This window comes from Kribbella sp. CA-293567 (genome assembly GCF_027627575.1).
GTDB lineage: Bacteria > Actinomycetota > Actinomycetes > Propionibacteriales > Kribbellaceae > Kribbella.
In genome coordinates, this window is sequence record NZ_CP114065.1 from 4149188 (window position 1) to 4174941 (window position 25754).

Genomic DNA, 25754 nt, shown 5'->3' on the forward strand with positions numbered 1-25754 from the left:
CTCAGGGAGCCGGGCGGTTGTCCGGTGGGTCGATGACCTCACCCTGGATCACGTCGTCCGAGGCAGCCCGCTCACGGCGGGCCCGGTCGGCGTCGTCGGCGGTCGGCGGCCGGAAGGTGCCGGGCATGAAGCCGGTCATCGGATTGCCGCCGAGCTGGACGGCGACCCGCCGGTTCAGGAACCCGGCCAGCACCTTGCGGGCCAGCGGCCGGGTGAACGGCAGCACGAAGAAGAACCCGAAGATGTCGGTGATGAAACCCGGCGCCAGCAGCAGGGTGCCACCGACCAGTACCAGCGCGGCGTCGGCCAGCTCCTTGCCGGGCATCCGCGCCGTCTGAGTGGCGTCCACCAGCGCGTTCCAGGCCCGTCGGCCCTCCCGCTTGATCAGCCAGGCGCCGAGGGCGCTCTCGACCAGCAGCAGGGCGACCGTCGGCCAGCCGCCGATCGCCTGACCGACCTGGATGATGACGTAGATCTCGATCACCGGGACGACCAGCAACGCGACCGCAACGAACCAGGGCATAGTCACACCTTCTTACCTAGACAGGTACTTTTTCACGGTCGGGGGTCGCCGCGGGCGGGTTGCCGGCGCGCGGCTTGCGGCCGCTCACCAACGCCACCAGTGCTCCCAGGATGCCCAGGCCGGTCAAGATCCACTGCGGCCAGCCGCCGAGCCTGGTCGCCAGGGTCTTCGCGTCCCGGACCGGGACCTCCGCCACGTACACGTCGCGGACGAACTCGCCCGACTTGTGCTCGACCTTCCCGTCGGGAGTGATCACGCCGGAGATGCCGCTGGTGGAGGCGACCAGCACCGTCCGGCCGGTCTCGATCGCGCGCATCCGGGTGATCGCGAACTGCTGCTCGGGCTGTCCGGTGCCGCCGTACGTCGCGTTGTTGGTCTGCACGATCAGGATCTGCGCGCCGCCCTTGGCCACGTCGGACACGACGTTGTCGTAGGCCAGCTCGAAGCAGATCAGGTCGCCGTAGGTGACGCCGTTGATCGGCATCAGCCCCGGACCGACCCCCGGCGCGGTCTGGCGCCCGACCATCTCGAGACGCTTGATGTAGGGCAGCAGTTGTTCGCGGAACGGGACGTACTCCCCGAAAGGCACCGGATGCCGCTTGGCGTACCGCTGGCCGGCACCGGTATTGGGATCCCAGACGATGCCGGTGGTCTGGCGCTCGTTCGGCCCAGGCCCCTCGGTCACGGCGCCGACCAGGATCGGCACCTTGACGGCCTGGACGGCGGTCTCGATGTCGGCCCTGGTCTCGGCGTCCTTGTACGGATCGATGTCGGTCGAGTTCTCCGGCCAGATCACCAGATCGGGTTTGACCTGGGTGCCGGCCTCGACCTGCTTCTGCAGATCGAGGGTCGCGTTCATGTGGTTCTTGGTCACCGTCCGGGCGCGGCCGAGGAACTCCAGCCCCTTGCCCGGCACGTTGCCCTGGATCATCGCCGCGGTGACGGTCTGGCCGTTGCCCTCGGTGGAGAGCGTGACCAGGCCGCTGAGGCCGACGATCGCGATTCCGGCGACCAGGGCGACCGCACGCAGGCTCAGCGCGCTGCGGCGCCGCAGTACGGCGTAGACCAGGACTCCGAGCAACGCGATCACGAAGCTCAGTCCCGCGATGCCGACCAGCGAGGCGAGCTTGCCCAGGGACGAGTCGGCGAACGCCCAGGCCAGCCGGCCCCACGGGAATCCGCCGAACGGAACCGACGCGGTCGCGTACTCCGTGGCGACCCAGAGGCCGGGGATCCACAGCATCCACAGCCGGTGCTTCAGCACCTGGCCGGCGAACAGGCCGAAGACGCCGTAGAAGAGTCCTTCGAGGATGGCGAGCGCGATCGCGGCATCGCCGCCGATCACCGTCAGCCACGGCACCAGGACGGCGTAGTACGTGATCCCGAAGCCGGAACCGACCAGGAAGCCGCCCTTCTTGGAGACGCCGTTCAGGGCGGCCAGCAGCAGCGGTACGGCGACGATCGCCAGCCAGGGGCGGTCCTGCGGCTCGAAGGACCACCCGAGCAGCGCACCGGCACCGACCGCCACAGCCACTCTCGGCAAGATCCGCGCCAACGCCTTCAGCCGCTCCACAACCACGCCCCTTCGCCTCACCGCCCGGCCACTGCCGGGTGCACGACGGTACAACGTCCGGTGGGCCCGGATATATCCGGTCGGTGACCAGCAGCCGGTCGGTACGGGAAAAGGAAAGAGGCCCGACGCCCTTCGGACCAACCGGAGACCCGCTGGTTGCGAGCCACCCGGCTGTTGTCTACTGGGCGCCGAGCCTCTTTTACCTCTGCCCCGCGGGGGGCTAACCACCGGCGATCTCAGCCCCCGTCGACTCAGGCCTGGCACTGGCCTGGTCAGCGTCGCGGGATCATCCGGTGGCCGAACCTCTTTTGAACTGCTGGGAAAACGGGTGGTGACGACTCCAGAAACGATGCTCGCTCGCAGCCGTGGTGTCAACCTCTCCGGCGGCTACTTGAAGTCGTTGTAACACGTTTGCCTGTCCTGACAGGACAAACGAGCCATCGGCATCCGCGTCACGTTACAGAGCCGTCTCGGCACTCCACGTGATCGTTACCCAGGGCAACCAATCGTCACGCGACCGGTACGACGACCGTGCCGGTGGCGCGGGTGATCAGCAGCGGCTCGGCCAGCACCTCGGCCGCCGACTCCGACAGGTCGGTCCGGCCGCGGCAGACCACCGCGGCCTCGAAGGAGATCTCCCGGCTGCGGTTGCCGACCCGGGAGATCGTCGCCTTCACCTCCACCACGTCACCGGCCCGCAGTGGCTGCAGGAACTGGACGTCGGAGTACGAAGCGAAAAGTCCTTCATCTCCGTCGGCCTGGATGCACACCTCGGTCGCGACGTCACCGAACAGGCCGAGCACGTAGGCGCCGTCGACCAGGTTGCCGGCGTAGTGCGCGTGGCTGTACGGCACGTAGCGCCGGTGGGTGACGGTGAGGCCGATCGTTGCCTTGGTCATGCAGTTCTCCGAACCGATGGCTGCTTGCGACGGGTGACGAGGGCGTCGACGAGGTAGCTGGCCACCTCGCCGGGAGTGGTGCCGCGGCCGAAGACCCGGTCGACGCCGAGCTCCGCCGCCATCGCCTCGGTGAAACGGGGGCCGCCAGCAACCAACACGGGGCGCGCGTCCTCGGGGTACGCCTCCCGGAACGCGGCCGACATCTCCTTGGTGTTCATCATGTGCGCCTCGCGCTGGGTGACCACCTGGGAGACCAGGATCGCGTCGGCCTTCTCGGCCTTCGCGCGCCGGACCAGCTCCGGTACGGCGACCTGGGCGCCGAGGTTGACCACCTTCAGCTCCCGGTAGTACTCCAGGCCCTTCTCCCCCGCGAAGCCCTTGATGTTCATGATCGCGTCGATGCCGACGGTGTGCGCATCGGTGCCGATGCAGGCGCCGACCACGGTCAGCCGGCGGCGCAGGCCCTTGCGGATGGCGAGGTTGGCGTCCTTCGGCGAGAGCAGCGGGTAGTCGCGTTCGATCACCTCGACCTTGTCGGTGTCGACCAGGTGGTTGACCGGACCGTAGACGACGAAGAAGGTGAAGTCCGGGCCCATCGGCTTGGCGTGCACCACCAGCGCCGGATCCATCCCCATCTTGTTCGCGAGCTGGATCGCCGCGCCCTCGGCCCGCTTGTCGTGCGGGATCGGCAGCGTGAACGACATCTGCACCATCCCGTCCCCGGTGGTGTCGCCGTACGGCCGGATGATGCTCACTGCGCCTCCTCGAGCAACTCGATAGCTGGGTTGTAGTACTCCGGCGAACGGCGAGCCACGCCGTCCAGCCCGCGGCCGGCGTCCTGCGGGCGCTTCATCAGCCCGAAGGTGCCGTCCCCGATCGCGTTCAGCAGACCGTCGTCGACGATCCGCTCCAGCAGCTCCACCGACTCCCCCAGCACCTGCCGGGCCCGGTTGGCGATGAACCCGTTCGGCGCCGGGTGGAAGTCCTCATGAAGGTTGCCTGCGGCACCCAATACGTACCGGACGTTCTGCAGCGCCAGGTCGCGGTCGGAGATCCACGGCGTCACGACCGCCTCGGTCATCATCCCGACCAGCAGGATGCCCTGACCGGTCAGCGCGCCGACCAGGTTGAAGAACCCGTCCAGCAGGTAGCCGCGGAAGACGTCACCGGTCATGTGCCGGGTCGGCGGCATCCACTTCAGCGGCGCCTCCGGGAACAGCTGCCGGGCCAGCATCGCGTGGGCCAGCTCCATCCGGAAGGAGTCCGGGATCTCCGGGGTGATCTCGAACGCGTGTCCCAGTCCCAGCTGCCAGTCGGCCAGCCCGGCCTCCTTGGCGAAGAACTCGTTCAGCAGCTGCGACACCGTCACCGTGTGCGCGGCCTCGACCGCGTCGGCGGTGGTCAGGTAGTTGTCCTCGCCGGTGTTGATGATGATCCCCGCCCGGGCGTGGATCTGCCGGCTGAACCGCTGGTCCACGAAGGTCCGGATCGGGTTGATGTCGCGGAACAGGATGCCGTACATCGAGTCGTTCAGCATCATGTCCAGCCGCTGCAGCCCGGCCAGCGTCGCGATCTCCGGCATGCACAGCCCGGACGCGTAGTTGGTCAGCCGGATGTAGCGGCCCAGTTCGCGGGACGACTCGTCCAGCGCCGCCCGCATCAGGCGGAAGTTCTCCTGGGTCGCGTAGGTCCCGGCGAAGCCCTCACGGGTGGCACCCTCGGGCACGTAGTCCAGCAGTGACTGTCCGGTGGAGCGGATCACCGCGATGATGTCCGCGCCGGCCCGGGCCGCGGCCTGCGCCTGCGGGATGTCCTCGTAGATGTCACCGGTCGCGACGATCAGGTAGATCCACGGCCGCTGCTCGGGATCACCGTGCTTCTTGATCAACCGGTCCCGCTCGCGCCGCCGCCCGTCGACCAGCTTCAACCCACCCGCCGCGGCCTTCCGCGCCGCGGCCTTCGCCCGTACCGCGTCGCGCCCCTCCGGCAGCCGGAACGTGACCGATCCGGAGGCGGCCTTCTGCGCCAGCACGGACAAATCCTCCGCCTCGCCACGCAGCAAGGCGTCCCACACCGGCAGCGCCAGCCCGTGCTCCAGACCGACGTCGGCCCGCACGGTGTCGGCGAGCCGGTTCACCCAGGGGATGCCGTCGCTGTCGGCGCCGGCCAGCCCGGCCAGGCGCAGTACGGCGCGCTCGACCGAGACCGTCGTGTGCTGCTTGGCGATGTCGACGATCGGCCGCCCGGCCTTGCGGGCCAGGCTTCGCGCCTTGCGGACGGTGACCGGATCGAGGTCGAGCTTCTTCACTGCACGGGTCACGAGGACCATCCTTCGGATTCGTACACGACGCGACCAGCGACGACAGTGCGCCGGCAGACGGGGACAGGGGCTTGGTCACTCAGGTCGGGCAGCACGGGAACGCCTGCCCGCGGATCCGTCGACCAGGCCGCCACACGCTGGTCCGGCGTCTGGACGACGAGCTCCGCATCGCTCTCCCAGACCGCGTACGTCGCCGCGGTTCCGGGCGCGAGCACGCCGGCGTCGTCGATGCCCGCAGCCCGCCACCCGCCTCGCGTGTGCGCGGCGAAGGCGGCCCGGACCGTGATCCGCTGCCCCGGCTCATGGTGGAACGCGGCGGCCCGCACGGCCTCCCAGGGGCCGACCTCGGTGACCGGCGAGTCCGACCCGAAGGCCAGTACGACGCCGGCCCGGGCGAGCGAGCCGAACGGGTTCATGCCGGCCCAACGGTCACCGACGCGTTCGGCGTACATGTCGTTCGGTCCGCCCCAGTGCCGGTCGAACATCGGCTGGACGCTGGCGACGACGCCACAGCGGGCCAGCGTCGCGATCGCCGCGTCGTCGACCATCTCGACGTGCTCCAGCCGGTGCCTCGCGGCCACCAGCGCCTGCACGCCGACCTTTGCCGCGGCCAGTTCGAAGCCGCGCGCGACGTTGTCGAGGGCCGCGTCGCCGATGCAGTGGAAGCCGGCCTGGACCCCGCGCTCGGTGCACGCGACCACGTGGTCGGAGATCTGCTCGGCGGTCAGGTACGCGTGCCCGGTGTGATCCGCGCGATCCGCGTACGGCGCTCGCAGCGCGGCCGTCCGCGAGCCGAGGGCACCGTCGGCGTTGAGATCACCGGCCAGGCCTGCGAGGCCGTACTTGGTGACGTTGTCGAAGACGCCGGGCTCGCCCCAGTACAAAGTGGCCGACAGGCCCAGCTCCTCGGCGGCCTGGCGCACCAGCGGCAGCTCCCACACCGGGCCGATATGTGGTGCCGCCATCTCATGGAAGGCGCCGATCCCTCGCCGCGCCATCGCCTCGACCGCGGCGCGGGAGTCGGCGAGCCGCTGGTCGGCGCCGACCAGCTCGCCCAACGCGTCGCGGACAGCGTGGTGGGCAGCGCGCTCGACCCGGCCCGTCGCGTCGTACCCGGCCTGTGCTGCCAGATCGCCGACCGCGGCGGCGAAGGACGACGAGATGACGCCGGAGTGGCCGTCGATGCGGGACAGGTAGACACGGCGGCCGCCAGCGGCACGGTCGAGCTCCTCCGCGGTGGGCGGGCGACCCTCCGGCCACTTGGTCTCATCCCAGCCGGAGCCGTCGACGACCGCGTCCGGCCCGAGCTTCGCGGCGAAGGCGGCCACGCGGTCGAGCGCCTCGGTGAGATTCGCTGTACCGGCGAGGTCGAGGCCGGTCAGCAGCGCGCCGATCTGCGCGGTGTGGACGTGCGCGTCGACGAAGGCCGGCGCGACGAGCTTGCCCTGCAGGTCGACGACCTCGTCGGCGCCCTCCGCGTAGGAGGCCGCGCTGCTGTCGTCACCGAGCCAGCTGACAACACCGTCGTCGAAGGCGATCGCGGTGGCGTGGGGGTCGGCGGGTGAGTAGACGGAACCGTTCGTCAGAAGTGTGCGCACGGCCTAATCCTCCGCCAGCCTGCGCTCGAACAGTCCACGGACACCCGGCTCGTCCCGCAACAGCTTCAACGCGTACTCCGCGTGGCCGGGCACATAACCGTTGCCGACCAGCATCGTCACGTCCGCGGCGAGCCCTTCGGCCCCGAGCGCGGCAGCGGAGAACGACGTCGCCATCGAGAAGAAGATGACCGTGCCGCCGGCCTTGGTGGACAGCACGGCGCCGTGCTCGCAGCCGGGTACGTCGACACAGACCACGGTGATGTCGGCGGTCTCCTCAGTCTGGGTGAAGTTGGCTTCGCTGCCCACCGCGCTACGCGCCTGCGAGTCAGCCACAGCCTTCGCGAGCGCGACCGGATCACGGGCATCGGCGAGTGCGACGACGTCGGCCAGCCCGGCCTCGGTGAGCTTGTCGGCCTCGGCTTGGAACGGAACGATGCCGATCGTCCGGGCAGCGCCCGCATCCCGCGCAGCGGCCAGCGAGAGCGACCCGCTTTTCCCTGCGCCGCCAATTACTGACACGACAGGCTTTATGCCTTTGTCGACATACTCGCGCACTACTCGTGCCGTCAGCGCAGGGGCACCGCAGACGTCCATCACGGCCAGCGAAAGCTCCGGAGCGAGGTCGTCGGGAAGCTTGGCGACGATCGAGCGGGCGAACAGGATCGCGTGCCCCTCGGCCGGCACCTGCTCGCTGCGGCCGTCCCACTGGGCGAGGCCGTCGGTGATCAGCAGCGGCGTGAGCGTGAGCGACACCAGGGTGGCCACCCGGTCGCCCTTCTCGACGCCGAGCGGTGAGTCGGGGCCGACCTCGTCGACCGTACCGACCAGCATGCCGCCCGACCCGGTGACCGGGTTCTGCATCTTGCCGCGCTCGGCGACGATCCGCAGTACGGCCTGCTTGACCGCTTCACCGTCGCCGTCGTGCGCCTCGGCCAACTGCCGGTACGACGCGGCGTCCAGATTCAGCCGCTCGACCGAGATCCGCACCTCGTCGGGCCACAGGTCAGGGGACGCGTCCAGCCGTTCGGCTGCCTGCGGCAACACTCCGGCAGGTGCGATGACGCGATGCAGTCCGACTGGCGAACCAGTGCTGTCGGGCACGGGGGCTCCTTGGTGACGACGGGCAAAAGACTAGTGTGGCGGCAACACAGAGGAAATCTTGCGGTGTTCTAATGGATCTACCGTAACTTCTATCGCTATCCTCACAGAAGACCGACACCGTCGTAGAGCCCCAGGAGGACTCGTGACCGATCTGATCAGCCCGGAGCTTGCAGCTGCCGCCCTCGGCGAGACGCCGAACGAGCAGCCGTACGCGTACCGCCGGGCCGACCTCGTCGAGCCCGACTGGACCCGGATGCCGGGGTTCAAGGACGTCACCGCCGAAGAATGGCGCTCGGTCCAGTGGCAACGCTCGCACTGCGTGAAGAACGTCAAGCAGTTGCGCGATGTGATGGGCGACCTGCTCGAGGATCGCGTCTACGAGGACCTGACCCGCGACCAGGCGGAGCGCGCGACGATGTCGATGCTGCTGCCGCCGCAGATGCTGAACACGATCGTCCCGCAGGGCGCGGCGGCCGGCCACGACTACACCGAGGCCTTCTACACCGACCCGGTCCGGCACTACATGCTGCCGATGTTCACCGACCGGCGGACGGACTGGCCGTCCCACCCGCACGCCGCCCGCGACTCGCTGCACGAGCACGAGATGTGGGCCACCGAGGGCCTGACCCACCGCTACCCGACCAAGGTGCTGGCGGAGATCCTGCCGACCTGCCCGCAGTACTGCGGACACTGCACCCGGATGGACCTGGTCGGGAACTCGACCCCGGTGATCGAGAAGCTGAAGTTCACCATCAAGCCGCAGCAGCGCCTGGACGACATGCTCGACTACCTGCGCCGCTCCCCCGGCGTCCGCGACGTCGTGGTCTCCGGTGGCGACGTGGCCAACATGCCCTGGCCACGGCTCGAGTCGTTCCTGACCAGCCTGCTGGAGATCGAGAACATCCGCGACATCCGGCTCGCCACCAAGGCGCTGATGGGGATGCCGCAGCACTGGCTGTCCGACGACGTCCGGGCCGGCGTCGAGCGGGTCGCGCAGCTCGGCCGCAAGCGCGGCGTGATGATCGCGATGCACACCCACGTGAACGCGGCCCAGTCGGTGACGCCGCTGGTGGCCGAGGCGACCAAGGCGATGTTCGAGGCCGGCCTGCGGGACGTACGCAACCAGGGCGTGCTGATGCGCGGCGTGAACGACTCGGTGCCGCAACTGCTCGACCTGTGCTTCGCGCTGCTCGACGGCGCGACCATCACGCCGTACTACTTCTACATGTGCGACATGATCCCGTTCTCCGAGCACTGGCGGGTGTCGGTCAAGGAAGCGCAGCACCTGCAGCACGGGATCCTCGGCTACCTGCCGGGCTTCGCGACGCCGCGGATCGTCTGCGACGTGCCGTACGTCGGCAAGCGCTGGGTGCACCAACTGTCGGAGTACGACGAGGTCCGTGGCATCTCGTACTGGAAGAAGAACTACCGCACTGGGATCGAGCAGCAGGACCCCGAAGCGCTGAACCGCACCTACGAGTACTACGACCCGATCGACACCCTGCCGGTCGAGGGCCAGACCTGGTGGAACGAGCACGCCGGCGACTCGCTGGCCGAGGCCGAGAAGCAGGCCGCCGCCAGCCGCAACGCCGCCGAGGCGCAGAAGCTGATCGAGATCAGCTGAGGGATTCTCCCCTCCCCAACAGCGGGTTGGGGAGGGAAATGTCCCGGATCGGGGGGAAAACCCACCCCAGCCCCGGGACACCTCCGTTGCTGCACGAAACATCCGCCACCGTGCCGCCAACACCCGCCAAACCGGCCAGATCCAGAAACTCAGCCATCCAAAACTGATGGAACGAACTTCTGACACTGCACACTGGTCTCGTCGGACAGGGGATGACGGGGCTAGCGGGGGCGGGTGGGTGCGATGGGTTGGTACAACGTTCGCTGTGTGTTCCAGCTGGACGGTGACCGCGAGGGCCGTTCGCCGTACGAGGAACGCATCACGCTGTGGCGGGCCGACGACTTCGACACCGCGATCGAGCTGGCCGAGAACGAGGCGCTCGACTACATCGAGGACATGGGCTGGACCTATCTCGGTCTGGCCCAGTGCTTCTACCTCGGCGACGACGTCACCCAGATCCTCCCGGGCACCGAGGTCTACTCGCTGATCCGCAGCAGCTCGCTGCCGCCGGAGAAGTACCTGGACACCTTCTTCGACACGGGCGCCGAACACCAGCGCGGTAGCGACGGGGTTGAATAGCGCGGGTGAGCGACCATCTTGCGGCCACGCGGGCGTCGTACGACGCCGCGGCCGAGAACTACACGGAGTTCGTGAGCGGCAAGCTCGAAGGCCTGCCGATGATGCGGGCAGTGCTCGGCGCCTTCGCGGAACTGGTGGACGGGCCGGTGGCCGAGGTCGGCTGCGGGCCGGGCAACATCACCAGTCACCTGGCGTCGCTCGGGGTGGAGATCCGGGGCATCGATCTGGCGCCGCGGATGGTGGAGATCGCGCGGGCGGCGTACCCGGGGCTGCGGTTCGACGTCGGGTCGATGACCTCGCTGAAGCTGGCCGATGGTGAGCTGGGCGGGCTGGTGGCGTGGTACTCGATTCATCACCTGCCGCCGGGCGAATTGCCTGGGGTGCTGGCCGGCTTTCATCGGGTGCTGTCGTCCGGGGGACGTTTGCTGATCGGGACGCATGCGGGCGACGAGGAACGGCGGCTGCTCACCGAGGCTTACGGCGTACCGGTTCGGTACGAGTCGTTCATCCAGCCACCGGAGCGCATCGTCGAGAGCATCCGGTCGGCCGGGTTCACGATCACCGCCCAACTGCTCGAGCCCGGCATCCGGCCCGGCCGGTCGTACCTGTCGGTGTTCGCGCAGAAGGACTAGAGGGCGGGCGGGCGGCGCTCGTACGGCGTACTGAGCACGATGGTGGTCGTGGTGGAGACGTTGGCCTTGGCCCGGATCACGGCCAACAGTTGCTCCAGCGCGAACGGCGTCGCGACCCGGACGATCAGGATGTAGCTGGAGTCACCGGCGACGGAGTAACAGGACTCGATCTCCGGAACCTCCCGCAACCGCTCGGGCGAGTCGTCCGGCTGCGACGGGTCGATCGGCCGGATCGAGATGAACGCCGTCAACGGCAGGTCGAGCGCGGTGTGGTCGATCGTTGCCGCATACCCCAGGACGACCCCGCGCTGCTCCAGCCGCTTGACCCGCTGATGCACCGCCGACGTCGACAACCCGGTCGCCTTCCCCAGGTCGGTGAAGCTCATCCGCCCATCGGACGCGAGCAACGCCACAATCTTGCGATCCAGGTCCTCCATGCGCCGACCCTACTCTGAGAGAGCGCTCCCGCTGTATTGCGTCCACGCCTGCGCTTGCCCTTCGTCGCCTGCCAAAGGCCTGCGCTTGCTCCTCCGTCGCATGCTCCGGCGATGGGCTCCTACGTCGCCCCGGTGAAAGCGAATGCGTCTGCTCGCGTCTTGCATGCTCCGGCGATTCGCCTCCTCCGTCGCCCTGTCGAAGGCGAACGCAGCCGCCCAGGTGTTGGCGGCTTGGGTGAGCTGTCTCCTGCGTGCCGTACAAGGCGATGCAGCCGCCGGACTATCGCATGTCGAATGAGCTGTCGCCTGCCAAGGGCCTGCGCTTGCTCCTCCGTCGCATGCTCCGGCGACGGGCTCCTACGTCGCCCCGATGAGGCGAGGCGGCTGCTCGCGTCTTGCGTGCTCTGGCGCGTCCACGCCTGCGCTTGCTCCTTCGTCGCATGCTCCGGCGACGGGCTCCTACGTCGCCCCGGTGAAGGCGGATGCGGCTGCTCGCGTCTTGCGTTCTCCGGCGATTCGGCACCTCCGTCGCCCGGCGGCTGGCCGAGGCGAGCCGCACTCATCCCGACCGGGTTCCAACCGCGGTGAGCCCAACCCATCCCGCCCAGGTCTAGCGGAGCCCGTAGCAACCCATGCGACGAAGGAGCAGGCGCAGCCTCAACACATATGAAACCATCCCCCCATGCCTCAGAAGTTGATGTTGCTCGACACCGCGTCTCTCTACTTCCGCGCCTTCTTCGGCGTGCCCGACACCATGAAGGCGGCCGACGGTACGCCGACCAACGCGATCCGCGGGCTGCTCGACTTCATCGCCCGGCTGGTCGACAACCACCAGCCGACGCATCTGGTCGCCTGCTGGGACGACAACTGGCGGCCTTCGTGGCGGGTCGCGCTGATTCCGTCGTACAAGGCGCAGCGGGTCGAGTTCGTTGCCACGGGAGGTGAGCAGGTCGAGGATGTGCCGGACCGGCTGGAGCTGCAGGTGCCCTACATCCGGGCCTGTCTCGAGGCGCTCGGGATTCCCATCGTCGGCGCGCCCGACCACGAGGCCGACGACGTCATCGGGACCCTGTCGCACCAGGCCAAGATGCCGGTCGACGTGGTCACCGGCGACCGTGACCTGTTCCAGCTGATCGACGACTCGCGCGGCATCCGGATCATCTACACCGCCGCCAAGGGGGTCGGCCGCGCCGACGTGTACGACGAGAAGGCGCTGCTCGCGAAGTACGAGATCCCCGCCAGCCGGTACGCCGACTACGCCACCCTGCGCGGCGACGCCTCCGACGGGCTGCCCGGCGTCAAGGGGGTCGGCGAGAAGACGGCCATGTCGCTCATCACCGCGTACGGCGATCTCGCCGCGATCCGCGCCGCCGCGGCCGACCCCGGTACGCCGATGTCGCCGAGCGTGAAGCGCAAGATCCTGGATTCCAGCGACTACCTGGATGTCGCGCCGAAGGTCGTCGCGGTCGCCAAGGACGCCCCGGTGGGCAGCTTCGACGCCACCCTGCCGGCCCAGGTGCACGACCCCGAGAAGTGGCTCGACCTGGTCGAGCTGCTCGAACTCGGCAGCAGCGCCCAGCGCGTGATGGCCGCGCTGAAGCTCGGGCCGAAGGACTCCGTGTGAGCCACCCCCTGATCCTCCGCCCGAAGGGAACCGCATGACCCGCACGCTCGAGCTCGGCCAGAAGTACGGTGGCAGCATCGTCGAGCTCCGGCGCGCGCTGCACCAGGTCCCGGAGTACGACCTCGACCTGCCGAAGACGCAGGGCCTGATCCTGCAGGCGCTCGAAGGTCTCGACCTGGAGATCACGCTCGGCAAGGAGCTGTCCTCGGTCACCGCCGTACTGCGAGGTGGCGCCGGCCCGGGCCCGGTCGTGCTGCTGCGCGGCGACATGGACGCGCTGCCGGTGACCGAGCGGGTCGACGTGCCGTTCCGGTCGACCCACCCCGGACTGATGCATGCCTGCGGCCACGACCTGCACGTCGCGGGTCTGGTCGGCGCCGTGAAGATCCTGCACGAGCTGCGCGATCAGCTCGCCGGCGACGTGGTCTTCATGTTCCAGCCGGGTGAGGAGACCACCGGTGGCGCACCGATCATGATTCGCGAGGGTCTGCTGGAGGCGGCCGGGCGACGCGTCGATTCGGCGTACTGCCTGCATGTCCAGTCGGCCGGTGATCCGCTCGGCGTCTGGAGCAGCAAGGCCGGCCCGCTGATGGCGGCCGCCGACCAGCTCAGCGTGCGCGTCGTCGGTGCCGGCGCCCACGGCTCCGAGCCGTACCGCGGCAAGGACCCGATCCCGGTCCTGTGCGAGATCGTCGGCGCCCTGCAGACGATGGTGACCCGGCAGTTCGACGTGTTCGACCCGGTGGTGCTGACGGTCGGCAAGATCGCCGGTGGCACCAAGGAGAACATCATTCCCGACGACGCCTTCTTCGACGCGACCGTCCGCAGCTTCTCGGCCGAGTCCCGGGCCACGATGCAGGAGGCCTGCGTCCGGCTCGTGGAGGGTATCGCCGCCGCCCACGGCCTGACCGCCGAAGCCGACTACCGGGTCGGCTATCCCGTCACGGTCAACGACGAGTTGGAGTACGTCTTCGCCCGTCAGGCGATCGTCGACCTCTTCGGTCCCGACCGCTTCCGCGAACGCCCCAACGCCGAGTGCGGCGCCGAAGACATGTCCTACGTCCTCAACGAGGTCCCCGGCGCCTACGTCAACCTCAGCGCCTGCTCGGCCCCCGACCACACCACCGCCGCGGACAACCACTCCCCGCTGGCCGACTTCGACGACTCCGTTCTCCCCGACGCCGCGGCCCTGCTCGCCGAACTCGCCGTCCGCCGCCTCACCCGCGCCGACTGACGCCCCTGCCCCCTGCACCCCGCAGCGCCCTTGAACACCCAATGGCGACCTTGAACAGGTTATTACCTGTCCAAGGTCGCCGCTTTGTGTCCGAAGACACCAGAGTGGGACCGGGCGGTCAGCGCGCGGGCGGGCCGGCCGGTACCGCGGCAGCCCCCGGAGCCCCGTCCGCGATCTCCTCGGCCCCGTCGGTCAACGCGCCACTGAACTGCGCGTTGTACAGCCGCGCATAAGCACCATCCACCGCCAGCAGTTGCTGATGGTTGCCCTGCTCAACGATCGAGCCGTCCTCCATCACCAGGATCAGGTCCGCGTCGCGGATGGTCGACAACCGGTGCGCGATCACGAAACTCGTCCGGTCCGACCGCAGCGCGGCCATCGCCCGTTGCACCAGGACCTCGGTGCGGGTGTCGACCGAGCTGGTGGCCTCGTCGAGGATCAGCAACTGCGGGTCGGACAGGAACGCCCGGGCGATGGTCAGCAACTGCTTCTCCCCCGCGCTGACGTTGCTGCCCTCCTCGTCGATCACCGTGTCGTAGCCGTCCGGCAGGCTGTGCACGAAGCGATCCACGTACGTCGCCCGGGCCGCGGCGAGCATGTCCTCCTCGGTCGCGTCCAGGTTGCCGTACAGGATGTTGTCGCGGATCGTCCCGCCGAACAGCCAGGTGTCCTGCAGCACCATCCCGATCCGCCGGCGCAGATCGTGCCGGCTCAGCTCGGTGATGTCGACACCGTCCAGCGTGATCCGGCCGCCGTTCAGCTCGTAGAACCGCATGATCAGGTTGACCAGGGTGGTCTTGCCCGCGCCCGTCGGGCCGACGATGGCGACCGTCTGCCCCGGTTCGGCCACCAGGCTCAGGTCGGTGATCAGCGGCTTGTCCTCGGTGTAGGAGAACGACACGTGCTCGAACTCGACCCGGCCTCGCGACTCCGACAGCTTCGCCGGCGTCGCCTCCTCCGGCCGCTGCTCGGTGGCATCCAGTACTTCGAACACCCGCTCGGCCGACGCGACGCCGGACTGCAGCAGGTTCGCCATCGACGCGACCTGGGTCAGCGGCTGGGTGAACTGGCGCGAGTACTGGATGAAGGCCTGTACGTCGCCCAGCGTCATCGTCCCCGACGCCACCCGCAGCCCGCCGATCACCGCGATCACCACGTAGTTCAGGTTCCCGATGAACATCATCGACGGCATGATCAGCCCGGAGATGAACTGGGCCCCGAACGAAGCCTCGTAGAGCTCCTGGTTCTTCTGCGCGAAGCTCGCCTCGATCTCCTTCTGCCGGCCGAACACCTTGACCAGCTCGTGCCCGGTGAAGGCCTCCTCGATCTGGCCGTTCAGCGTGCCGGTGTGCCGCCACTGCGCGACGAACCGGGCCTGCGAGCGCTTGGCGATCACCGCGGTCAGGATCATCGAGATCGGGATCGTGACGAGCGCGATCAGGGCCAGCACCGGCGAGATCACGAACATCAGCGTGACCACGCCGACCACCGTCAGCAGCGAGGTGAGCAACTGGCTCAGGGTCTGCTGCAGGCTGGTCGAGATGTTGTCGATGTCGTTGGTGACCCGGCTCAGCAGCTCACCGCGGGGAGCGCCGTCGAAGTAGCTCAGCGGCAGCCGGTTGAGCTTGTCCTCCACCTCCGAGCGCAGCTCGAACACGGTCCGCTGGACGACGCCGTTCAGGATGTAGCCCTGCATCCAGGAGAGGAAGAACGACCCGAGGTACAGCGCCAGCACCAGCAGCAACACGTTGCGGAGGGCATCGAAGTCGATCCCGACGCCGGGGATCAGGTCGATGCCACCGAGCAGGTCGGCGAACCGGCCGTTGCCGGAGGCACGGGCCTGGTCGATCACCTGCTGCTTCGTCAGTCCCTGGGGCAGGGTCTTGCCGATCGCGCCGGAGAAGATGATGTCGGTGGCCCGGCCGAGGATCTTCGGCCCGAGCACCGCCAGCCCGACGCTGGCGATCGCCAGCAGGACGACCGCGCCGACCTGCACCCGGTGCGGCCGCAGCCGCCGGAGCAGCCGCTTGGCCGACGGGCCGAAGTTCATCGACTTGTCCCCCGGAATGCCACCGGGTGGGCCGAACCCGCGGTTCATCGTCGGCCGCTCGGTCGACTTCACCGTCTCGGCCGGCTGGTCCTCGACGGCCGGTCCGGCCGCTTTCTGATCCGTCATGCTGCTTCCTCCGCCGACCGCTGGGACTCCACGATCTCGACGTACGTCGGACAGGTCTGGAGCAGTTCGGGATGAGTGCCCCGGCCGACGACCGCGCCGTCCTCGAGCACGACGATCTGATCGGCGTCGATGATGGTGGACACCCGCTGGGCGACGATCACCACCGCCGCGGCCGCGGTCACCGGCGCGAGCGCGGCCCGCAGCCGGGCGTCGGTGGTCAGGTCCAGCGCGGAGAACGAGTCGTCGAACAGGTAGATCTCCGGCTTGCGCACCAGCGCCCGCGCGATCGCGAGCCGCTGCCGCTGACCTCCGGACACGTTGGTACCGCCCTGCGAGATCGGCGCCTCCAGCCCGAGCGCCATCGCCTCGACGAAGTCCTTGCCCTGGGCGATCTCGAGCGCCTGCCACAGGTCCTCGTCGGTGGCGTCGGGATTGCCGTACCGCAAGTTGCTGGCCACGGTGCCGGAGAACAGGTACGGCCGCTGTGGGACCAGACCGATCCGCTCCCACAGGGCGTCGGGCTCGATGTCACGGACGTCGATCCCGTCCACGAGCACCCGGCCACCGGTCGCGTCGAACAGTCGCGGGACCAGCGACAGCAAGGTGGTCTTGCCGGCACCGGTGCTGCCGATGATCGCGGTCGTCCGGCCCCGCGACGCGGTGAAGCTGACGTCCCGCAGTACCGGCTCCGCGGCACCGGGGTACTGGAAGGAGGCGTTCTCGAAGACCAGTTCACCGGTGCCCGCGAAGTTCCTCAGCGGGGTGACCGGCGGGCGGACCGAGGACTCGGTGTTCAGTACCTCGCTGATCCGGTCCGCGCAGACCGTGGCCCGCGGCACCATGATCATCACGAAGGTCGCCATCATCACCGAGAACAGGATCTGGATCAGGTAGGCGATGAACGCGGTCAGCGCGCCGACCTCCATCACACCGCTGTTCACCCGGGAGGCGCCGAACCACAGCACCGCGACGGTGGACAGGTTCAGGATCAGCATCACCACGGGGAAGACCAGCGCCATCAGCCGGCCCGCCCGGATCGCGGTGTCGGTGACATCGGTGTTCGCCTGGCCGAAGCGTTCGGTCTCGTGCGGCTCGCGGACGAAGGCCCGGACCACCCGGATCCCGGTGATCTGCTCGCGCAGCACCCGGTTGACCGCGTCGATGTTGACCTGCATCTTGCGGAACTGCGGCACCATCCGGCTCGCGATCAGGCCGATCGAGGCCGCCAGCAACGGTACGGCGACGGCCACCAGCCAGGACAGGCCGACGTCCTCCCGGATCGCCATGAACACGCCGCCGACCATCGTGATCGGTGCCGCGACCAGCATCGTGCAGGTGGTCACGACCAGCATCTGCACCTGGGTCACGTCGTTGGTACTGCGCGAGATCAGCGTCGGCGCACCGAACTGGTTGACCTCCCGCGCGGAGAACTCGCCCACCCGGTGGAACACCGCGGCGCGCACGTCCCGGCCGAACAGGGCCGCGGTCTTCGCCCCGAAGTAGACCGCCGCCACCGTGCAGACGATCTGCACCAGGCTGATGCCGAGCATCCAGCCGCCGGCCTCCATGATGTAGCCGGTGTCGCCCTTGGCGACGCCGTTGTCGATGATGGCGCCGTTCAGGCTGGGCAGGTAGAGGGAGGCGATCGTCCCGATCAGTTGCAGGACCACCACCATGGACAGGTTGCCGGCATACGGGCGCAGGTGCGTCCGCAGCAGTCGAAGTAGCATCAGCGGTCCCCGGGTTCGTGGATTCGGACACCGTCGAGGGCGAAGTCGACGATCTCCTCGGCGGTCATCGGCCGACCGTCCGAAATCATTGGGTGAGTGGCGGAGAAGGTGAGCAGCCGCAGCCGGTGACAGACCTCTTCCGGGGTCAGCCGCAGCTGGCCGGCGTCCGGGCGGAGGAGGTCGGCGAAGGCCGCGTCGGCCCGGGCGCCGTCCGCCTTGGCCCGGGCATGCTGGTCCGGATCGTCCTTCAGGTCGGGACGACGGTGCATCCGGAGCGCGACGAACAGCGTGAAGACCTTGCGCAGCCGGGTCTGGGCGATCTCGACGGCAGCGATCATCCGCTCCCGCAGCGGCAGCGACGGGTCGATGTCGCCGACGGCGGCGAGCAACGGCTCCACGTCGAAGGCGGTCCTGAACGCGGCGTCGATCAGCGCGTCCTTGCTGCCGAAGGCGCGGAAGATCGTGCCCTCGGCGACCCCCGCCGCCTCGGCGATCTGCCGGGTGCTGACGTCGACGCCGTACTTCTCCAGCAACGGCAGCGTCGCCCTGACGATCGCCGCACGGCGCTCGTCGGGTGGCATCGGAGTTGCTCGTGGGCTCACCCCGTCGAGGTTAACTGAGTGAGCACTCACTCACAACTGTATTACCGCCGCTCCAGCAGTGCGGCGACTCCGTCCAGCACCCGGGCCAAGCCGAACTCGAACCCGTGGTCGGAGTCGTACGGCGCGTCGAACTCCTGACCGACAGTAGTCCCCACCCGGCTCGCGAGCGGGTATTTCTTCGCGTCGCCGATCTTGTCCAGCAGCGGTTCGTGCGCGAGCCACCACTCCTTGTCGGTGATTCCGGAACTCCGGATCACCTGCGCCGCCTCCACGGCACTCCGTACCGCGCCGTGCACGTATCCGTTGACCAGAGCGACAACCGCGTCCATCTCCACGTCGGTCAGGCCGATCCCCTCGACCGCACTCAACTCGTACTCGTACTTCGCCATCACGCCCGGCCCCAGCGGCGGGCGGCTCACCGCGACGTGCAGCAGCCACGGATGCTTCAGGTACATCTCCCGAGCCTCCCGGGCCACCTGGTCGAGCTTGGCCCGCCAGTCGCCGGCCACCTCGCGCAGCGGCAACTCGCCGTACGCGGTGTCGAGCATGACGTCGATCAACTCGCCTTTGCCGGGCACGTACCGGTACAGCGTCATCGCTCCGACGCCGAGCTCGTCGGCCACCCGCCGGATCGACATCGCCGCCAGCCCCTCGGCATCGGCGATCTTCAGGGCAGCGGCGACGACCTGGCCGACGGTCAGGGCCGGCTTCGGTCCCCGGGTCGGCCTGGCCTGCGTTCCCCAGAGCAGCTCCAGGCTCTTCGCCGGGTCGCCGCTGCCGCCGTGGTCCTTGTCCATGTGCGCGATTCTCTCCGGTTCGCTATGCTTTCGGCGTTACCTCGTACAGCGTACTCAGTAAGGATGGCGGCTTGACCTCCAGCTTTGTTGAGGTTCTACGGTCGGAAACTGTCGGTGGTCAGGAGGATCATCGTCTCGTCCTCCCCCGAACCACCGGAGTCTCGCCGTGAGTATGGAAATGACCGCGTGGAACTCGATGTACCACGCCATGCACGCCCAGGACGACAAGCGCCCGTTCTCGAAGGCGACCCTGCTGCGGATCCTCGCCTTCGCCCGGCCGCACCGCCGGCAGCTGATCCTGTTCCTGGTGCTGAGCGTGGCCGCCGCCGTGCTCGCCGTGGCCACCCCGATCCTGGCCGGCCGGGTGGTCGACGCGATCGTCAACGGCAAGGCGGTCAGCGTCGTGGTCTGGCTGGCCGGCGTGATCGCGCTGATCGCGGTCGCCGAGGCGGGGATCGGGCTGCTCACCCGCTGGCTGTCGGCCGGGATCGGCGAGGGGCTGATCCTCGACCTGCGGACCGCGGTCTTCGACCACATCCAGAAGATGCCGATCGCGTTCTTCACCCGGACGAGGACCGGAGCCCTCGTCTCCCGGCTGAACAACGACGTGATCGGCGCTCAGCGGGCCTTCAGCGACACCCTGTCCGGTGTCGTCAGCAACGTGGTGATGCTCGCACTGACGCTGGTGGTGATGCTGCAGATGTCCTGGCAGATCACGCTGCTGGCGCTGGTGATCCTGCCGATCTTCGTGATCCCGGCTCGCCGGGTGGGCAGCAAGCTGGCCGCGCTGGAGCGGGAGGCGGCCAACTACAACGCCACCATGAGCACGCAGATGACGGAGCGGTTCTCGGCGCCGGGGGCGACGCTGGTCAAGCTGTTCGGCCGGCCGGCGCGTGAGTCGCACGAGTTCGCGGTCCGGGCCTCGCGGGTGCGCGACATCGGCGTCCGGACCGCGATGGTGCAGTGGCTCTTCGTGACCGCGCTGACGCTGGTGTCGGCGCTGGCTCTGGCCGTCGTCTACGGGCTGGGTGGCTTCTACGCGCTGCGCGATCAGCTCGACGCCGGCACGGTGGTGGCGATGGCGTTGCTGCTGACCCGGCTCTACTCCCCCCTGACCGCGCTGGCGAGCGCGCGGCTCGAGGTGATGACGGCGCTGGTCAGCTTCGAGCGGGTCTTCGAGGTGCTCGACCTCGAGCCCCTGATCAAGGACAAGCCGGACGCGGTCAAGGTGCCGGACGGACCGGTGTCGGTCGAGTTCTCGAAGGTGCGGTTCGCCTATCCGTCCGCGGACAAGGTGTCGCTGGCCTCGCTGGAGGAGGTGGCCAAACTCGACACCCGCGGCGGCGTCGAGGTGCTGCACGAGATCTCGTTCAAGGCCGAGCCGGGGCAGATGGTCGCGCTGGTCGGATCGTCCGGCGCCGGCAAGTCGACGATCGCGCAACTGATCCCCCGGCTGTACGACGTGGACTCGGGCTCGGTGCGGCTCGCCGGGGTGGACGTGCGCGACGTGTCGGCGGAGTCGCTGCGGGAGACCCTCGGAATGGTGACGCAGGACGGGCACCTGTTCCACGACTCTCTTCGCGAGAACCTGCTGCTCGCTCGGCCGGAGGCGACCGAGGACGAGCTCTGGGAAGCACTCACCCGGGCACGGCTGCTCGACCTGGTGCGGGCGCTGCCGGACCAGCTGGAGACAGTGGTCGGTGAGCGCGGGTACCGCTTCTCCGGTGGCGAGCGGCAACGCCTGACCATCGCGCGGCTGCTGCTGGCCCAACCGCGGGTCGTGATCCTGGACGAGGCGACCGCGGCGCTGGACTCCACCTCCGAGGCCGCAGTACAGGCTGCCCTGGCCGAGGCACTGAACGGGCGGACGGCGGTCGTGATCGCGCACCGGCTCTCCACCATCCGGGCGGCCGACCAGATTCTGGTGATCGAGGACGGCCGGATCATCGAGCAGGGCACGCACACCGAGCTGCTGGCGGCCGGCGGGCGGTACGAGGAGCTTCACCGGACGCAGTTCGAGCAGGCTGGGGTGACCGGGGACGTCCCGGTCGGAGCTGTCTGAATCCGTTGCAGAGCGGCAGTTCGACGTAGGTGGTGGTCTGATCGAGAGGGAGTGCGGGCTTGGCAGGGTACGTACACACGGGGGCGCTGGCCGAGCTGGCAGCGGTGTTCATTCCGGCGGATCCGCCGCGGGACGGCAAGGTCGCCTTCTGGGATCCAGCAGGCGGTGACCTGCCGCTCGGGATCGGGGAGCAGGGCACCCATCAGTTGGTGGTGAAGGACGGCGACGGCCTCACCACCCGCTCGATCCGGGTGATCGAGCTGCCGATCGACCGGGCGGTGCCGGTGCTCGGCCGGGTCCGCACCACGCCCGGCGCCCATCCGGCCGGCGCGTTCTGGGGAGCCGCCGCCCTGATCGCACTCCAGTTGGTGGCGCGCGGCCGCCTGCTGCCGGGCGTGACTCCCGCCGGCCACGACGCCTGGCGGGCAGGGCCCTTGGACGCCCCCGATATCGACCGGATCCTCAAGCTGTCCGAGGCGATCCCATTCGAAGCCCGATGTCTTCCCCTTGCCGCCCCCGCCCCCGCCCCCGGCCCTGGCGCTGGTCCGGGTTCCGGCCCTGGTTCGGACCCTGGCCCTGGCCCGGGTTCCGGCGCCGGCGCCGACTTCCAGGCTGCAGGCCAACTGCGGCTCCCGGTCGGCGAAGACCTGGTGCGGCAGTTCCTCGACGCGGTGGCCGACGGCATGCCTCGCTCCCCCGGCGCTGTCAAAGCTCACGGCACCACGCTGTTCACCGCCAGAGAACCTCAGCAGGCATCGCGGCTGCGCGGCTGGGCCGACGAGGTGTCGGCCGGTCTCGACACCGGCGTCCGCATCTCCCTGCGGATCGAGCTGCCCGAATCGCTCGGGTTCCGGGCCGTCGTGCAGTTGCACAGCCTCAACGACCCGACGCTGGTGCGGGACGCCGCCGACGTGTGGGCGGAGGACGTGCCGGGCTTCGGCCCCCGGGCCCGCATCGACGCCACCCTCGCGATCAGGCGAGCGGCACGGGTCTGGTCGCCGTTGAGCCGCCTGCTCGACTCCGCGGTACCGGACCGCCTGGAGCTGGCCGACGAGGACGTCGCCGGGCTGCTCGCAACCGGCGCGCAGCGGCTGACGGCCGCCGGTGTCGAGCTGCACTGGCCCCGAAGTCTGGGCCGGGAGCTGACCGCCCGTGCCGCGATCACCTCCAAGGACGGCCCTCCGTCGGACATGCCGAAGTTCTTCGGCGGCGACCAGACGCTCGACTTCAGCTGGCAAGTTGCCATTGGCAACGACCCGCTGACCGAGGACGAGCTGGACCAGCTGGCCGAAGCGACTCGGCCGGTGGTGCGGCTCCGCGACCAGTGGATGCTGATCGACCCCGAGCTGGCCCGGAAGGCGCGGCAGCGCATCCTCAAACCGGTCACCGCGATCGACGCGCTGAGCGCCGCCCTCACCGGCACCACCGAGCTCGAAGGCCGGCAGATCACCGTCACGCCGACCCGCTGGCTGGACGAACTGCGCGCCAAGATCGCCGACCCCGAGCGGTCCCAGGAGGCGATCGACCCGCCCGCGGCCCTGCAGGCGACACTCCGCGACTACCAGTTGCGCGGCCTGCGCTGGCTCGCCCGGATGACCGACCTCGGCCTCGGCGGCTGCCTCGCCGACGACATGGGCCTTGGCAAGACGATCACCTTGATCTCTCTTCACCTCCACCGCCAGCTGACCGCCGAGACCAGCGGCCCCACCCTCGTCGTCTGCCCTGCTTCGCTGCTCGGCAACTGGGAGCGCGAGGTCGAGCGATTCGCGCCCGGCACCCCGGTACTGCGCTTCCACGGCTCCGGCCGGTCGCTCGACGGCGCGGACAGCGGGTTCGTGCTCACGACGTACGGGACTCTTCGCCGCGACGCCGCCCGGCTGGCCGAGCACCGCTGGGCACTGCTCGTCGCCGACGAGGCCCAGCACGTCAAGAACCCGGCCTCCGGAACGGCGAAAGCACTGCGCACGGTCCCCGCGCTCGCCCGGGTCGCCCTCACCGGCACACCGGTCGAGAACAATCTCTCCGAGCTCTGGGCCATTCTCGACTGGACCACCCCCGGCTTGCTCGGCCGGCTCAGCACCTTCCGCAACCAGTGGGCGGCGCCGATCGAGGCCGACAAGGACGAGGCCGTCGCCGAGCGGCTCGCGAAGCTGGTCAAGCCGTTCCTGCTCAGGCGCCGCAAGTCCGACCCCGGGATCGCGCCGGAGCTGCCACCGAAGACCGAGACCGACCAGACCGTCTCGCTCACCCGCGAGCAGGTGGCGCTCTACGAGGCCACCGTCCGGGAGCTGCTCGATGAAGTTGCCGTCAGCAACCAGATGGCCCGGCGCGGGCTGATCGTGAAACTGCTGACCGGCCTCAAGCAGATCTGCAACCACCCGGTGCAGTACCTCAAGGAGGGTGACGGCGCCCGTCTGACCGGCCGCTCCGGCAAGCTCGAACTGCTCGACGAACTGCTCGCCACGATCCTCGCCGAGGACGGCGCCGTCCTGGTCTTCACCCAGTACGTCGCGATGGCACGGCTCCTCGAACGCCACCTCACCGACCGGGGCATCCCCAGCCAGTTGCTGCACGGCGGCACGCCGGTGCGCAAACGCGAGGAGATGGTCGACCGGTTCCAGGCGGGCGAGGTGCCGGTGTTCCTGCTGTCGCTCAAGGCGGCGGGCACGGGACTGAACCTGACGCGTGCCGACCACGTCGTGCACTTCGACCGCTGGTGGAATCCGGCGGTCGAGGACCAGGCGACCGACCGCGCCTACCGGATCGGCCAGACCCGGCCGGTGCAGGTGCACCGACTGATTGCCGAGGGCACCATCGAGGACCGGATCGCGGCCATGCTGAGAAGCAAACGCGCGCTGGCCGACGCGGTACTGACGGCCGGCGAGGCCGCCCTGACCGAGCTGACCGACTCCGAACTGGCCGACCTGGTGGAACTGCGAGGTGCACGATGAGCGGCGAAGAGGCGCGCGGGTTCCCTGCCTTCCCGGCGCAGGGCGGCCGACGCAGTACGCGCGGAAAGTCGTGGTGGGGCCGCGCCTGGGTGCAGGCGCTGGAGGACACCTCACTGGACTCGGACCAACTGCGGAAAGGACGCCGTACGGCGAACTCGGGGCAGGTCGGCACGATCACCATCAGTCCCGGACGGCTCGCGGCGACCGTGTACGCGCCGGACGACGTCTACGAGGCCGTCGTGGAGGTCGATCGGCTCGACGATGACGAGTGGGCGCGCTTCCTGGATCAGGTCGCGGCCCGGGCCGGCCACATCGCGGCGCTGCTGGACGGTGAGATGCCGCACGACCTGGTCGAGGCGGCCGCCGACGCCGGGGTTCCGCTGCTCCCCGGGATCGGTGATCTGGACCCGAGCTGCACCTGCGACGGGTGGGAGCTGCCCTGCCAGCATGCTGCCGGACTCTGCTACCAAGCGGGTTGGCTGCTGGACGAAGATCCTTTCGTTCTGCTGCTCCTTCGAGGGCGCTCGCGGGAGACGTTGCTCGAAGATCTCCAGCGACGTTCCTCGACGGCGGCTGCCGCTGTCGTCGCTCCACCAGAACTCGAAGGGGTGGCAGCCACTGCGGCGGTTTCGGTGGCCGGTGACCTCCCAGAGCTCCCTGCGCTCCCTCCCAAGCTCAGCCTCGAAGACCTGGTCGTCACCGGTACTCAACCGCTGGCCGACCTGGAGCCGGCGACCTTGCCGCTTCTCGTCCTCGACGCTGCCAGACGAGCCCGCGCCCAACTCAACGCCCTGCTCTCCGGCGCCCCCGATCCATGGATTCTCGACGAGTGGCAAGACAGCATCCGGCTGGCCGCCGACTATCCAGTACTGCGTGACCGCGTCGCCGCAGCCTGGGATCGGCCCGCGGCCGTTGCCCTCGGCGTCCGAGCCTGGTCATACGGCGGCGCTCCCGGCCTGGACGTCCTGGAGCACACCTGGACTCCCGACCCAGGTGAGATCGCGCGAGCCCGCACCGAACTCCAGGCTGCCGTCGACGGCGACCTGCAAGTCACCGTCGACCACAACCGCCTGACCACTGCCGGGGCCGTCCAGGTCCAGACCCGCTTGGACCGCACCGGCCGCTGGCATCCCTACCAGCTGATAGCCGGTGAATGGCAACCCACCGGCCCGCCCGACCGTGACCCCACCGCAGCCCTCGCCGGCCCGGACGGTTGGTGAACCGGCCCGGAGCCATGACAACGTTGACCTGCGCCTCTGCGGCCACTACGTTCTCTGAACGTTGCGGAGGGT

Annotated in this window: 20 protein-coding genes; 8 read left to right on the top strand and 12 right to left on the bottom strand. The window is 69.2% G+C overall.

Features of this window, described 5'->3' with window-relative positions; all coding sequences use genetic code 11:
* Position 1: 1 nt before the first annotated feature.
* The 7 genes from OX958_RS19040 to OX958_RS19070 form a co-directional block, all read right to left on the bottom strand.
* Positions 2 to 523: an FxsA family protein gene (locus OX958_RS19040; protein WP_270130184.1), complete on the bottom strand. Its 522-nt coding sequence runs from the start codon at positions 521 to 523 to the stop codon at positions 2 to 4.
* Positions 524 to 539: 16 nt separating this feature from the next.
* On the bottom strand, positions 540 to 2096 hold the full coding sequence (lnt, locus tag OX958_RS19045; protein ID WP_270130186.1) for an apolipoprotein N-acyltransferase: 1557 nt from the start codon (positions 2094 to 2096) through the stop codon (positions 540 to 542).
* Positions 2097 to 2605: 509 nt separating this feature from the next.
* Positions 2606 to 2995 (bottom strand): hotdog domain-containing protein, encoded by a 390-nt coding sequence (locus OX958_RS19050; RefSeq protein ID WP_270130188.1) that lies wholly within the window; start codon positions 2993 to 2995, stop codon positions 2606 to 2608.
* Positions 2992 to 3750 carry an OAM dimerization domain-containing protein gene (locus tag OX958_RS19055; RefSeq protein WP_270130190.1) on the bottom strand — a complete coding sequence of 253 codons (759 nt, stop codon included), beginning with the start codon at positions 3748 to 3750 and terminating at the stop codon, positions 2992 to 2994. The genes OX958_RS19050 and OX958_RS19055 overlap by 4 nt, the downstream gene beginning before the upstream one ends.
* Positions 3747 to 5315, bottom strand: a complete 1569-nt coding sequence (locus tag OX958_RS19060; RefSeq protein WP_442913203.1) for a lysine 5,6-aminomutase subunit alpha — start codon at positions 5313 to 5315, stop codon at positions 3747 to 3749. Before OX958_RS19060 ends, OX958_RS19055 begins: the two co-directional genes overlap by 4 nt.
* Positions 5312 to 6913, bottom strand: a complete 1602-nt coding sequence (locus OX958_RS19065; RefSeq protein ID WP_270130194.1) for an amidohydrolase — start codon at positions 6911 to 6913, stop codon at positions 5312 to 5314. Before OX958_RS19065 ends, OX958_RS19060 begins: the two co-directional genes overlap by 4 nt.
* A gap of 3 nt (positions 6914 to 6916) precedes the next feature.
* Positions 6917 to 8014 carry an L-erythro-3,5-diaminohexanoate dehydrogenase gene (locus OX958_RS19070; protein WP_270130196.1) on the bottom strand — a complete coding sequence of 366 codons (1098 nt, stop codon included), beginning with the start codon at positions 8012 to 8014 and terminating at the stop codon, positions 6917 to 6919.
* A 142-nt stretch (positions 8015 to 8156) separates the two neighbouring features.
* On the opposite strand from OX958_RS19070, the gene OX958_RS19075 reads away from it, so the two are divergent.
* The 3 genes from OX958_RS19075 (at position 8157) to OX958_RS19085 (ending at position 10849) form a co-directional block, all read left to right on the top strand.
* Positions 8157 to 9638 carry a KamA family radical SAM protein gene (locus OX958_RS19075; protein ID WP_270130198.1) on the top strand — a complete coding sequence of 494 codons (1482 nt, stop codon included), beginning with the start codon at positions 8157 to 8159 and terminating at the stop codon, positions 9636 to 9638.
* 243 nt (positions 9639 to 9881) lie between these two features.
* Positions 9882 to 10217 carry a DUF4288 domain-containing protein gene (locus OX958_RS19080; RefSeq protein ID WP_270130200.1) on the top strand — a complete coding sequence of 112 codons (336 nt, stop codon included), beginning with the start codon at positions 9882 to 9884 and terminating at the stop codon, positions 10215 to 10217.
* Between the two features lie 5 nt (positions 10218 to 10222).
* Positions 10223 to 10849 (top strand): class I SAM-dependent DNA methyltransferase, encoded by a 627-nt coding sequence (locus tag OX958_RS19085; protein ID WP_270130202.1) that lies wholly within the window; start codon positions 10223 to 10225, stop codon positions 10847 to 10849.
* Here OX958_RS19085 and OX958_RS19090 read toward each other — a convergent pair.
* Positions 10846 to 11286 (bottom strand): Lrp/AsnC family transcriptional regulator, encoded by a 441-nt coding sequence (locus OX958_RS19090; protein WP_270130204.1) that lies wholly within the window; start codon positions 11284 to 11286, stop codon positions 10846 to 10848. The genes OX958_RS19085 and OX958_RS19090 overlap by 4 nt on opposite strands.
* Positions 11287 to 11983: 697 nt before the next feature.
* Here OX958_RS19090 and OX958_RS19095 point away from each other — a divergent pair.
* On the top strand, positions 11984 to 12910 hold the full coding sequence (locus OX958_RS19095; protein ID WP_270139092.1) for a 5'-3' exonuclease: 927 nt from the start codon (positions 11984 to 11986) through the stop codon (positions 12908 to 12910).
* A gap of 34 nt (positions 12911 to 12944) precedes the next feature.
* On the top strand, positions 12945 to 14144 hold the full coding sequence (locus OX958_RS19100) for a M20 metallopeptidase family protein (protein WP_270130206.1): 1200 nt from the start codon (positions 12945 to 12947) through the stop codon (positions 14142 to 14144).
* 118 nt (positions 14145 to 14262) lie between these two features.
* Here OX958_RS19100 and OX958_RS19105 read toward each other — a convergent pair whose 3' ends face one another.
* Genes OX958_RS19105 through OX958_RS19120 form a run of 4 tightly spaced genes read right to left on the bottom strand, consistent with a single transcriptional unit; the run spans position 14263 to position 19449 of the window.
* On the bottom strand, positions 14263 to 16320 hold the full coding sequence (locus tag OX958_RS19105; RefSeq protein WP_442913204.1) for an ABC transporter ATP-binding protein: 2058 nt from the start codon (positions 16318 to 16320) through the stop codon (positions 14263 to 14265).
* Entirely contained in the window at positions 16317 to 18050 is a 1734-nt protein-coding gene (locus OX958_RS19110) for an ABC transporter ATP-binding protein (protein ID WP_270130208.1), read from the bottom strand. Before OX958_RS19110 ends, OX958_RS19105 begins: the two co-directional genes overlap by 4 nt.
* Positions 18050 to 18652 (bottom strand): TetR/AcrR family transcriptional regulator, encoded by a 603-nt coding sequence (locus OX958_RS19115; protein ID WP_270130210.1) that lies wholly within the window; start codon positions 18650 to 18652, stop codon positions 18050 to 18052. The genes OX958_RS19110 and OX958_RS19115 overlap by 1 nt, the downstream gene beginning before the upstream one ends.
* Positions 18653 to 18693: 41 nt before the next feature.
* Complete coding sequence (locus tag OX958_RS19120; protein ID WP_270130212.1) at positions 18694 to 19449, bottom strand: TetR/AcrR family transcriptional regulator; 756 nt, start codon at positions 19447 to 19449, stop codon at positions 18694 to 18696.
* A gap of 178 nt (positions 19450 to 19627) precedes the next feature.
* Here OX958_RS19120 and OX958_RS19125 point away from each other — a divergent pair, with 178 nt between their 5' ends.
* The 3 genes from OX958_RS19125 to OX958_RS19135 are packed head-to-tail and all read left to right on the top strand — an operon-like array spanning position 19628 to position 25682.
* Positions 19628 to 21511, top strand: coding sequence for an ABC transporter ATP-binding protein (locus OX958_RS19125; RefSeq protein WP_270139096.1), 1884 nt, complete (start codon positions 19628 to 19630; stop codon positions 21509 to 21511).
* A gap of 59 nt (positions 21512 to 21570) precedes the next feature.
* Positions 21571 to 24462, top strand: a complete 2892-nt coding sequence (locus tag OX958_RS19130) for a DEAD/DEAH box helicase (RefSeq protein ID WP_270130214.1) — start codon at positions 21571 to 21573, stop codon at positions 24460 to 24462.
* Complete coding sequence (locus tag OX958_RS19135; RefSeq protein ID WP_270130216.1) at positions 24459 to 25682, top strand: SWIM zinc finger family protein; 1224 nt, start codon at positions 24459 to 24461, stop codon at positions 25680 to 25682. Before OX958_RS19130 ends, OX958_RS19135 begins: the two co-directional genes overlap by 4 nt.
* Positions 25683 to 25754 lie beyond the last annotated feature (72 nt).